We start from the raw sequence: 11,618 nt of genomic DNA on the forward strand, positions 1-11,618 counted from the left end.
GCCTGTCCCAACCGCCGGGGCACGACTTTTTCAGATGGGTGAACCAGACATCCTGTATCCGCCGGTCAACCGCTGTTTTTGCTGGTTGAACCCGATTCGGCGAGCGACCCATACTTGTCTAGACCAACTAATGAGTTTGCTTCGGTCCGCAGTGAGTTTGTTCAGTAAGTAGCCATTCGAGCGCTGTCTTACGAGACATATCGCGCCCGATTGCATACGCGGTGGAAAAAGCGCTGTCGCCGATCGCGGCCGTGGCATCAGCCGTAACTCGGGCGACATCGACGGCCGCGACTGCGCCCAGCGCCGACCCCATTCCGAGGAGCCGAGCTGCCCTAGTTGGGTCGCTGGACAGCAATGCGACGTCCGCGAGTGCTTCGGCGACCGCGCCGGCCATGGGCATGTGCTCCCAACGGGCCACTTCCGTCAACGCCTCGTGGAGCTGCATCGCGGCTTCGGCCGCTTTTCCTTCGGCACAGGCGATCCAGCCCGCTTCCACCAGGATCTGGGTTCTGGTCCAATCAGGACTGAACCATCCAGCGCCCACCTCGCTGTACGCCAAGTCGATCAGCCGCCGCGCCTCGCCGATGTCGCCGGACAGCCGGGCGAGGGTCGCGAGGCCGAGGCGCGCTCCCGCCAGAATCACCGGAGACGCGAGTCTTGCGCCCAGCGTCAGGACTCGCTCGTAATCCCGTGCCGCACTGGCGAAGTCGTCCGCGGCCAGGTAAGCGTCGCCGCGCCGAGCCACCATGTCGCAGAGCTCCTCGGTCGCGCCGAGCGTGCCAGCCAACTCGATCGCCTCGCCAAGCATTCCGGTCGCCCGCTCATGCTCGCCGCGCCAACTGGTGATCGTGCCGAGTTCGCCAAGCGCCTGCATGATTCCCCAGCGTTCGCCGACAGCGCGGAATTTCTCTAGTGCCGTGCGCCAATTCTGTTCTGCCTCGTCGACATCGCCGTTGAACACGTCCAGGTAGCCCTGGCCAAGCGATTCCAGAGCGCGGCTCCACGGGTCCTCGCCGAGCAGCATGTGCTGGACGGTGCTTGGCGGCGGGCCGACCACGGGTGCCAGCACGACCAACGTGAAGGGGTGTTTCGGCGGAGCGCCTCGCCGCGTCGCCCAATGCCGCACGGCTTCCAAGTGGCCGTCCCGCAAATCCGTATTGGCCACGCACAAAAGGAATTCCTCTGTCAGCCCGTCCGGTGGCTGCGGGCCGATGCGGATTGCCAAGTCACGGCACAGCTTCGCGGCCTCGAACCGTCGGCCGCGCATCCACCAATACGTCGACAACGCGCCGACCAGCCTGAGTGCGAGGAACGGATCCGCTTGCGCGGCCCAACGCAGCGCCGCGTGCAGGTTGTCGTGCTCGGTATCCAGTCGCGCCAGCCACGCGAGTTGATCCTTGGTCAGCAACCGGTCGTTTGCTTCCTCAGCGAATGCCAGGAAGTGTTCGGCGTGCCTGCGTGTCGTTTCCTCAGTCGCGTCGCCGAGTTGTTCAGCGCAGAACGCACGGATCGTCTCGAGCATCCGATAGCGGTCGCCAACGAGCTCGACCAGCGATTTGTCCACCAAGCCGGGCAACAAGGTCATGGTGTCCGGCGAGCCGCAGACAGCTTCGGCATCGTTGAGCGTGGCGCCGCCGGAGAACACGGTCAGCCGGGCGGCGACGGCTCGTTCCTGGTCGTCGAGCAGATCCCAGCTCCAGCTGACGACCGTGCGCAGCGTTCGATGCCGCGCGTCGGCGGTCCTGTTGGACAGCAACGTGAAACGGTCGTCGAGACGCGCTGCGAGCTGCGCTATCGGTAGAGTCCGGACCCTGGCGGCGGCCAATTCGATCGCCAACGGAAGGCCGTCAAGGGCAGCGCAGATCCGGGGGACTTCCTCTTCCGCGGGAGTGCCGGCTCGATCGGCAAAGAGGCGTACGGCTTCCGCTATGTCCAATGTGGGCACCGAGACGATGGCTTCTCCTGTGATGCCAAGTGGTTCTCGGCTGGTGGTCAGTAGCCGGAGGTCAGGGTGCTCGGACAACAGCTGTTTGGCTAGGTTGGCGGCCGCCTCGATGACGTGCTCGCAGTTGTCGAACACGAGCAGCATTGGCCGGTCACGCAACGCTGCGTGCAGTCTCTGCTCGGGCGTCGCGGGCGGTCGGTTGGCACGCATACCTAGCGCGGCAAGGACGACTTGGGGCAGGTCATCGAGAACGTCGGCCAGTTCGACGAAACAGACGTCGTTACGGTGTTTGACCGCTTCGATCGCCAGCCTCGTTTTGCCGGTGCCGCCAGGACCGGTCAGCGTGACCAAACGCTTGCTCGTGAGCAGGTCGGCGAGGCGGGTCAGCTCGTCCGCGCGTCCGACAAAGCTGCTGAGCTGGGCAGGAACCCGGCGGATCGCTGGCTGGTCGCCGGTGAGGATCTCCATATGAGCGTCCGCGAGCTCCTTGGACGGGTCCGTCCCCAGCTCCTCGACCAGCGTTCGCCTGGCCTCCTCGTACGCGGTCAGCGCTTCGGCCGGTCGTCCGGAACTGGCGAGCGCGCGCATCAGCAGCACTCTCAGCCGCTCCCGCAACGGCTGCTGAGCCACCAGTTCGCGCAACCGGGGAACCAGGTCTTGCCTGCCCTGCGCGAGTTGGGCGGCGATCTGGTCTTCGCTGGCGGCCAGCCTGGCCTCGGTGAGCTTGTGCCCGTACGCGCCGAGTTCCTCAGGGGCTGGCCCACGCCACAACGCCAGCGCTTCACCGAGCAAGCGCTCGGCCCGTTCGGGACGTGCACGCGTGGCTTCGGCGACCAGTTCTGCGAACTTCGCAGCGTCTACATCGGACGGATCGACCACCAGGCGATATCCGCCTGTGTGCAGCTCGACTCGGTCGGCGCCGATACTCCGCCGTAGCCTGGACACGTGTGACTGCAACGCGTTCGCGGCATTGTCCGGCAGGTGCTGGCCGTACAACCCGTCAAGCAATCGCTCGGTTGGTACAACCGTGCCGGGCTCGGTCAACAGCACCGCCAGCAGCGCGCGGACCTTCGGCCCGCCGAGCTCAATCACCCGCCCCTCGGCATCCCGGGCTGACACCGGGCCCAGAATCCCGAACCACACGAGATCATGCTCGCATATCTCAGCGGATCACCAGGCCAGCGGATATCAGCGACTGCTCAACCCGCAGCCGCTCGACCTCCAGCGGCGTGCCCATCGGCAACTGGTCGAGCCGATGCGGTACGTCGATCGCGCGGCATGCCTGCATGAGAAGAGCGTCGTACGCCTGCAGTGCACCAGTGCGCCGGACCATCGGCGTTCCTGGGCCGTAGCCGACAAGGACGCGATGGACACGACGTAGATCCGCGGCGACACGTTCGATCGGTGGATTGGTCGAGACCGAGGTGGCGCGCCGCAACCGGCGAGCGAGCCGTGGCAGGCGCAGCAATGCCCAGCATGCTGCCGTCGGTGCTATCGCGATCATCAAGTACAGCAGCATGTTCGAGACTGGCACTGCGCCCTGCCCGGGCATGGTCTTATCGTACGTCGGCAGGCAACCCGTACTCAGGCAGCGCGATACCACTCGCGATGCTGGTGCTGAGTTTGTTGAAGTACTTCATCACCACCGGCGTGGTCAACAGCCGATACATCTGGTTACGCCGCCAAATCTGGCCGCTGGTGCGTGGGCTGAAGAAAGACCCGGCGCGTTCGGCGGCTTTCCTGCACCGCGTGACATATGGCCGTACCAATGATTCGTATCTCGCGAATGCCGTCCGATAGTCAGCCCGCGCCAGTTCACCGGCAAGGATGTACGCGCAGACAATTGCCGCCCCTGTGCCCATTCCGCCGCACGTTCCGCCGTAGCCCGCATCGCCAAGAAGGGCCACTCGTCCTTTGGTGAAGGTGTCCATTTCGATGGTGCTGATCGAGTCGAAGTAGAGGTCCTCGGTCTGCCACATGGCGTCGAGCAGCTTGGGCGTCTCCCAGCCCACTCCCGCGTACGTGTCCGCGACCAGCTGTTTCGGGTCGGGCACGTGGCCGAGTTCCGGCGACGAGAAGACGAACATCCCGCCGGTCTTCCTGGCGTTGGATGACACCATCACGCACTTTCCCGGCTCGTTGTATATCAGGCCCGTATTGGCAAGACCGGGAAATTCGGTCATCGGGAACCCGGCGAGGTAGTAGCCGTGGAATCGGCGAAACCTCGATTCCGGGCCGAATGCGAGCGACCGTACGCCGGAATGCAGCCCATCGGCGCCGATGACCAGGTCGTATGATTCGGACGATCCGCTGGCGAAATCCACCGTCACACCGGTCGGAGTTTCCGTCAGTCCAGCGATGTGGTCGCCGAAAACGTAACGGGTTTGGTCTTTGGTGTTTCGGTACAGCAGTTCGCTCAGTTCACCACGGGCCACCTCGATCTCGCCGCTCATGAACTCGGACGGCAAGGACACGAGCTCGTCGCCGGACGCCGACACGATGGTCTGGCCGCCCATATGGGTCTGGATTTCCTTGATCTCGTCGAGGATGCCCATCCGGGACAGGACCGTCATATGCGCCAGGCCTCGGAAATCGACCTCGAAACCGTCGGTGCGCAGGTGCGGCGCTCGTTCGACGACCGTCGTCTCGAAGCCGTGGCGCTGGAGCCAGAAGGCGGCAGCGGGACCGGCGATGCCCGCGCCGGAGATCAGAATGTGCATGCCGCACAGCGTCAGCCTGGCCGCTGACCAGATCCGCACCAACGGCTGACAGCCGCACACAACTTTCTGACAGGTTCCTGATCTTTGTTCGGCACAGTGCGGCTATGCGAATCAGTCTCTTGATTGTCACTGCGTCGCTCGGATTTCTCGCGGCGTGTTCGGGTAGTCCCGAGGCGCCACCCAGCCCACAGGTCGCGTCGGTCGACACTGGCAGCGCCACTCCGAAAACGAGTCAACCGCCTGCCACCAGTGAACGCCTCCGGTACCGGATCGACATGACTGACGAAGAACGCAGCCGGATGCAGGACCCCTTACATGAAATGTGTTGCTGACCATGGTGTCGCGGCCCGCGGTCGACCCGCGACACCCAACGTCGACCCGAGTCTCAAGGACAAGGTCAAACAGGACTGCGACCCCCTGTTGCCGTTGCCGCCGTGGGAGAACGACTCCAGCAATCCGGAAGCGATCGATTTCCAGCGCAAGGTCGTGGAATGCCTGCGTGGCAAGGGCGTCAAGGCCGAGGTCAAAACGAGCGAGGACGGCACCGTCGGCTTGTCGCTCGGCGGCGGTAAGGCCGACCCCAACTCGATCGACAAAGCGGACAAGTCCATCGACCAGGCGATGACGCTTGCGGACACGTGTGAAAAGGAAGTTTTCGCAGGCGGCCGCAAGTAACGCCGCTGGAAGTGAGCCATAGCATTCACAAAGTTGTGAAAAGTGTGTAGCTTGTGAAGCATGTCTGCTGAGCTGAGGGGGACCTGGCGGCTGGTAGGGCACACCCTGCGCCAGGATCGGGTGACGGCAAGCGTGTGGGCGATCTTCGTACCCGCGCTCGTCCTGGGCACGGCCAAGCAATACGAACAGGCGTTTCCGACGGCGGGGGTGAGGGCGGAGTTCGCGGCGGAAGTGCGGACGAACTCCGCCCTCAGCGCGTTCACCGGCCAGTTGCACGGCGACGGCTTGGGCAACCTCGCCTTATGGAAGATCGGTGACATCGCTCTGATGCTCGTCGGCCTGATGGCCGTACTCACGGTCATCAGGCACACGCGGGCAGAAGAGGAATCGGGCCGCGTTGAGCTCCTGCGCATAGGTAGGTTCGCGCTGCTGACTGCGAGCCTCATAGAGACCGTCGGCCTGAGTGTCGTGATCGGATTGCTGTCAGCCGCGACATCGGCCGGATTCGGCACCCCAGGCGCGCTGGCGTTCGGCGCGTCAATCGCCGCAGTGGGTTGTGCTTACGCAGCCGTGGCAGCCGTAGCGGCACAACTCACGGAGCGTGCGAGAACAGCCAACGCCATCGCGAGCACGGTTCTCGGCGTCGGTTACGTGCTCAGGTTCGTGGCCGACGGTAGCGGCGCCTTGTGGCTGAGGTGGTTGTCCCCGACGGGCTGGGCGCACCTTGTCCAGCCGTACGCTGGTAACCGGTGGTGGGTTTTGCTTGTCCCCATTGGGTTCGCGATCATGACGGCCGCGACGGCGTACTGGCTGACGGCCCACAGGGACTTCGGGGCAGGCGTCATCCCAGCGAAGCCGGGTCGCGTGAGCGGCGATACGAACCTCGCGTGGCGGATCCACCGCGGTCAGCTCATAGGGTGGACAGCGGCCTTCGTCGTCGTTGGCCTCGCCGCGGCGAGCGTTGCCGGTGGCATGCGGGACATGGGCAACCGGTCAGGCACCGTCGCGCAGGAGTTTTTCAAGCGCTACGCCATGACGCCCCATGCCGACATCGCGGACACGTTCGTCTGGATGATCATTCTGAGCTTCGGCTACATCGCCGCGTTGTACCCGATGCTGGCCGTTTTGCGAATGCGGACCGAGGAGACCACAGGCCGTGCCGAGTTCACGCTTGCCACCGGGTTGAGCCGGATGCGTTGGGCCGCAGGGCATTTGGCGTTCGCCGCACTGGGTGTCGCGGTCATGATGCTGGCCGGTGGGCTTGCCGTCGGCCTGGTTCACGGCCAGCTTCCACTGGTTCTCGGGGCCACCGCGATGCTGATTCCGGCGGTCTGGATCGTCGGTGCGATCGCGATGTTCGCCTTCGGGGCCGCGCCCAAAGCGGCTGTGGCCTGTGTCTGGACTGTTTTCGTGATGCTGAACGTCTTCGGCGACGTGCTCGGGCCGGTCCTTGGCATCGACTACTGGCTGGCCAACCAGATCGTCCCGTTCCACCACTTGCCGAAGATCTTGACCGGAGCCGCGTTCGACGCCACGCCACTGATCGTGTTGACGGCCGCGACCGCGCTGATCGCCGCGGCCGGTCTGGTCAGCCTGAAACGACGTGACCTGCCCGTGTGATCAATCCTTGCGGCGCGCGGCGATCACGCAGCCCGCGATGATGGCCGCGATCATCGCGCTGAAGATGAGCACGAAAACGCCGGTGATGATCCCGAGCAGGCCCAGCGACCCGGCCACGGCCAGAATGATCGACTGAGGCACGGCCGACGGGCGCTTCACCGGCCCCGAGCGCAGCGTGCGCGCGAGTTGCGGATCGTCCTGCTCGAACCACTCCTCGATCAGACGGAGTTGTCTGCGCTCATAGGGTGTGAACATGCTGTGGCTCCCGGAGTCGTCATGTGACGCCCGGGTACCCCGAATCCAGCGGATTTCACGCACTGAGCGTGTCGAGCACCTGCTGACCGTACTTGGCCAACTTGTTCTCGCCGACTCCGTTGATCCGGCCGAGTTCTTCGAGCGTCTGTGGTGATGACGTCGCGATCTCGCGAAGTGTTGCGTCGTGGAAGATCACGTACGCCGGAACGCCCTGCTCCTTGGCGCTAGCCGCACGCCACGCCCGAAGCCGCTCGAACACCGGCTCGGCTTCGGCAGGCAGCTCGACCGCAGCCTTCTTCGACGAAGAATCAGGCTTGGACGTTGCCTTGGTGACCTTCTCGCGCCGCAGATTCACGGTGCGTTCCTTACGCAGCACGGCGGCGCTGGCGTCGGTCATCACCAGCGTCCCGTAATCGCCTTCGACAGCCAGCAGTCCTTGAGCAAGCAGTTGCCGGACGACTCCGCGCCAGCCGCTTTCGGAAAGTTCCTCGCCGATCCCGAACACCGTCAGGGTGTCGTGGTCATGCTGGATGACCTTCGCAGTCTTGCGCCCAAGCAGGATGTCGATCACTTGCCCGGCGCCGAACTTCTGGCGCCGCTCCCGCTGCAACCGGTAGATCGTCGACAGCAACTTCTGCGCCGCGATCGTGCCGTCCCACGACTCAGGCGGCGTCAGGCACGTGTCGCAGTTGCCGCACGCCGTTGACTCTTGTCCGAAGTACGCCAGAAGCTGCACCCGGCGGCATTCGACGGTCTCGCACAACGCGAGCATCGCGTCCAGGTGCTGACTTTGCCGACGGCGGTGCGCGTCGTCGCCCTCGGACTGGTCGATCATCTTGCGCTGCTGCACAACGTCTTGCAGGCCGTACGCCAGCCACGCGGTCGACGGCAGGCCATCACGCCCCGCGCGGCCCGTCTCCTGGTAATACCCCTCGACGGACTTGGGCAGATCCATGTGCGCGACAAACCGGACATCGGGCTTGTCGATGCCCATGCCGAACGCGATGGTCGCGACGACGATCAGACCGTCCTCACGCAGGAACCGCGACTGGTTCTCAGCACGCGTCCGTGAGTCAAGCCCTGCGTGATATGGAACCGCGGCGATGCCGTTGGCGACCAGGAACTCGGCCGTTTTCTCCACTGACGAGCGGGACAGGCAGTAGACGATCCCCGCGTCGCCGGAATGCTCGTTCCGCAGCAGGTCCAACAGTTGCTTCTTCGGCTCGGCCTTGGGCACGATCCGGTATTGGATGTTCGGCCGGTCGAAGCTCGCCACGAAATGCCGGGCTTCGTCCAGCTTGAGCCGGGACGCGATCTCCGCGTGAGTCGCCTGGGTCGCCGTCGCGGTCAGGGCGATGCGGGGGACCGACGGCCAGCGTTCGTGCAGCTCAGACAGGCCGAGGTAGTCAGGGCGGAAGTCGTGGCCCCATTGCGCCACGCAGTGGGCCTCGTCGATCGCGAACAGCGCGATCCGGCCGCGGTCGAGCAGGTCGAGGGTCGCGGGCACCCGCAGCCGCTCGGGCGCCAGGTAGAGCAGGTCCAGCTCGCCTGCCTGGTACATCGCCTCGGTCATCCTGCGTTCCTCGAAGTCCTGCGAGGAGTTCAGGAAGCCCGCGCGCACGCCGAGGGCGTTCAGCGCGTCCACTTGGTCCTGCATCAACGCGATCAACGGCGAGATGACGATCCCGACACCCGGCCGCACCAGCGCCGGGATCTGGTAGCAGAGAGATTTTCCGCCACCGGTCGGCATCAGGACGAGCGCGTCGCCGCCAGCGGCCACGTGCCCGACGATCGCCTCTTGCTCACCGCGGAAGGAGTCGTAGCCGAACACCCGGCGCAGGACCTCCAACGCCGGGCTCGCGGTCTCGAGCGAAGCCACCCGGCGATCCTAGTCGGCTGTTGCGCCGGGCTTGCGGGTGATGCGTAGAACTGCCGGTAGAGCGATGTCCAGTGGTTGAGGAGACGCACGTGAACGCATCGGAAGCCTGGCGGCATCTCGAGCCAAAGATCGAAGCGGTCGGCCAGCGGATCAAGCAACTCGAGTGGGACTCCAGTCGCCGCAACAACTTCGTGCCGTACACAGCGGACGGCAACACACCGTACGTCCTGCTCGAGGGCGAGCGTCTCCTCATGATGTCCGGCTACGGCTACATCGGGTTGAACGGCGATCCACGAGTCATCGCGGCCGCGAAGGCGGCGATCGACGAGTACGGAACAGGTACTCCGGGTGTGCGGGCGCTGGCCGGAACGATCCCGTTGCACGAGGAGTTGGAGGAGGAAGTCGCGCACTTCCTCGGCAGGGAGAGCGCGGTCGTATTCAGCTCAGGGTACGCGGGCAACGTCGGCACCATCGGCGCCCTGTGCGGTCCCGGTGACACGATCTTCCTCGACAAGCTGGACCATGCGTCCATTGTGGATGGTGCACAGTTGACCGGTGCCACGCTGACCCGGTTCCGGCACAACGACCCTGCGCACCTTGACCGCAGGCTGGAAGCGACCGAGCCGGGCGGCACGCGTCTGGTCATCGTGGACAGTGTGTACTCGATGGATGGCGATATCGCGCCATTGCCGGAATTGCGCGAAGTGTGCGACAAGCACAACGCGCTGCTGATGGTCGACGAAGCACACGCACTCGGCGTGATCGGCGCGACCGGACGTGGTATCGAGGAGCACTTCGAGTACAAGGTCAAGGCCGATATCAAGGTCGGCACGCTGTCCAAGGCCGTCCCGGCCAATGGTGGCTGGATTGTCGGCTCGAAGCCGTTCATGGACTACGTGAAGCGCTTCGCCCGGCCGTTCCTGTTCTCCGCGGCACTCGCCCCCGCCCAGGTCGGCGCGGCGCTGGAATCACTGCGGATCCTGGATCGCGAGCCCGAGCGTGTCACGTACGCGCAGCGCGAGTCGACGCGTTTCCGCAACATCGTCAAGCAGGCAGGCTTCAACACCGGTGACAGCGAGACGGCAGTCGTGCCTCTGATTGTCGGGTCGGACCAGAATGCCTGGGATTACGCCACTGCGCTGCGCAAAGGCGGCGTGATCGGCCTTCCGGTGATCAGCCCGGCCGTGCAGCCCGGGTTGGCGCGCCTGCGAATCGCAATCACTGCCGCGCACAGCCGTGCGGACGTCGACTACGCGATCGACACCTTCATCAGTGCGGCGCGGCAGATCGGACTGCTGTCATGATCGCGATCACCGGACTCGGTGTGGTCAGCCCGGCGGGCTCCACAGTGGACGATTTCTGGTCCACACTGCTCGCCGGGAGGTCGGTCGCGGCACCGTTCGATGTCGAAGACAAGGCGGACAACGACTTGCCGCGCTTCGGCTGTACGGTGCGTGGAGTCGACGAGCTCAACTTGGTCACGGCCAAGGAATCCCGCCGGATGGACCCGTTCGCCTATTACGGCGTTTCCGCGGGCCTGACCGCTTACGCTGACGCCGGTTCACCGACGCCGGACCCGGGGCGAACAGCCATTGTGGTCGGTAACGCGGTCGGTGGCAGGCGTACGACTGACAAGGATGCGCGTAACTACTATCTGTTCGGTCCGCAGCGGGTGAACCCGTTGCTGCCGTTGGTGAGTATGCCCAACGCGGCCGCGGCGACGTTGGCTATGAAGCTGGGCTGGCGCGGGCCAGCGATGACCATCGCCACGACCTGCGCGGCAGGCGTGGACGCCATTGGTCAGGCAGTGTTGATGCTGCGCGCGAACCGTGCGGACGTTGTTCTGGCTGGTGGCGCGGAATCGACGGTCAGCCCGTTGACTTTGGCCGCCTTCGGCAAGCTGAACGCTGTTTCCGGCAGGCATGACGCCCCGGACAAGGCTTCGCGACCGTTCGACAAGGACCGTGACGGCTTTGTGATGGGTGAAGGCGCCGGATTCGTTGTCCTGGAACGCCTTGAAGACGCTCAAGCCCGAGGTGCCCGTATCCATGGCATTGTCGCGGGCTACGGCTGCACGTCGGATGCGTACCACCTGTCGATGCCCTTGCCGGACGGCGCTTCGGCGATTGGCGCGATGACACAGGCGATCACGGACGCCGGTCTACAGCCTGCGGACATCGTGCACGTGAACGCCCACGGGACTTCGACGCCGTTGAACGATCGTGCCGAAGCCACTGCGCTGCAGAAGGTGTTCGGCCCTGGCGGGCCTCCGGTGACGTCGACCAAGGGCGTGATCGGGCATTTGATCGGCGCCGCTGGCGCGGTCGAGGCGGTCGCGACGGTGTTGACGCTGCGGAACGCCGTGGTCCCGCCGACCGCGAATCACGAGGAACTGGAGCCAGGCATGGAAATCGACGTGGTGCACGGCAGCCCACGGCCGATCACGCCGGGCCCGGCGCTGTCGAACTCGTTCGGTTTCGGCGGCCACAACGCCTGCCTGGTAGTAACTCCACCCTGACCCCTC

Annotated in this window: 9 protein-coding genes; 4 read left to right on the forward strand and 5 right to left on the reverse strand. The window is 65.0% G+C overall.

The features are described from left to right. Positions 1 to 127 precede the first annotated feature (127 nt). The 3 genes from LWC34_RS01165 to LWC34_RS01175 are packed head-to-tail and all read right to left on the reverse strand — an operon-like array spanning position 128 to position 4,665. The gene (locus tag LWC34_RS01165; RefSeq protein ID WP_233722522.1) at positions 128 to 3,064 is read right to left on the reverse strand and encodes an AfsR/SARP family transcriptional regulator; all 2,937 of its coding nucleotides are present in this window, start codon (positions 3,062 to 3,064) and stop codon (positions 128 to 130) included. A 43-nt stretch (positions 3,065 to 3,107) separates the two neighbouring features. Further along, complete coding sequence (locus LWC34_RS01170; protein ID WP_233722523.1) at positions 3,108 to 3,497, reverse strand: hypothetical protein; 390 nt, start codon at positions 3,495 to 3,497, stop codon at positions 3,108 to 3,110. A 4-nt stretch (positions 3,498 to 3,501) separates the two neighbouring features. Continuing rightward, positions 3,502 to 4,665: an FAD-dependent monooxygenase gene (locus LWC34_RS01175; protein WP_233722524.1), complete on the reverse strand. Its 1,164-nt coding sequence runs from the start codon at positions 4,663 to 4,665 to the stop codon at positions 3,502 to 3,504. A gap of 315 nt (positions 4,666 to 4,980) precedes the next feature. On the opposite strand from LWC34_RS01175, the gene LWC34_RS01180 reads away from it, so the two are divergent. Both LWC34_RS01180 and LWC34_RS01185 read left to right on the forward strand, forming a co-directional pair. Beyond that, complete coding sequence (locus LWC34_RS01180) at positions 4,981 to 5,340, forward strand: hypothetical protein (RefSeq protein ID WP_233722525.1); 360 nt, start codon at positions 4,981 to 4,983, stop codon at positions 5,338 to 5,340. 60 nt (positions 5,341 to 5,400) lie between these two features. Further along, a complete protein-coding gene (locus tag LWC34_RS01185) occupies positions 5,401 to 6,960 on the forward strand; it encodes an ABC transporter permease (protein WP_233722526.1) in 1,560 nt (519 codons plus the stop codon). Here the strand turns inward: LWC34_RS01185 and LWC34_RS01190 are convergent, their stop codons facing one another. Together LWC34_RS01190 and recQ are read right to left on the reverse strand one after the other, a co-directional pair. Continuing rightward, complete coding sequence (locus tag LWC34_RS01190; RefSeq protein WP_233722527.1) at positions 6,961 to 7,215, reverse strand: DUF3040 domain-containing protein; 255 nt, start codon at positions 7,213 to 7,215, stop codon at positions 6,961 to 6,963. It abuts the gene before it with no gap. 55 nt (positions 7,216 to 7,270) lie between these two features. Next, the gene (gene recQ, locus LWC34_RS01195) at positions 7,271 to 9,094 is read right to left on the reverse strand and encodes a DNA helicase RecQ (protein WP_233722528.1); all 1,824 of its coding nucleotides are present in this window, start codon (positions 9,092 to 9,094) and stop codon (positions 7,271 to 7,273) included. An 89-nt stretch (positions 9,095 to 9,183) separates the two neighbouring features. On the opposite strand from recQ, the gene LWC34_RS01200 reads away from it, so the two are divergent. Together LWC34_RS01200 and LWC34_RS01205 are read left to right on the forward strand one after the other, a co-directional pair. Beyond that, a complete protein-coding gene (locus tag LWC34_RS01200; protein WP_233722529.1) occupies positions 9,184 to 10,398 on the forward strand; it encodes an aminotransferase class I/II-fold pyridoxal phosphate-dependent enzyme in 1,215 nt (404 codons plus the stop codon). Beyond that, positions 10,395 to 11,612 (forward strand): beta-ketoacyl-[acyl-carrier-protein] synthase family protein, encoded by a 1,218-nt coding sequence (locus LWC34_RS01205; protein WP_233722530.1) that lies wholly within the window; start codon positions 10,395 to 10,397, stop codon positions 11,610 to 11,612. Before LWC34_RS01200 ends, LWC34_RS01205 begins: the two co-directional genes overlap by 4 nt. The last annotated feature ends 6 nt before the right edge of the window (positions 11,613 to 11,618 follow it).

The organism is Kibdelosporangium philippinense (assembly GCF_021390435.2).
Classification (GTDB): Bacteria; Actinomycetota; Actinomycetes; order Mycobacteriales; family Pseudonocardiaceae; genus Kibdelosporangium; species Kibdelosporangium philippinense.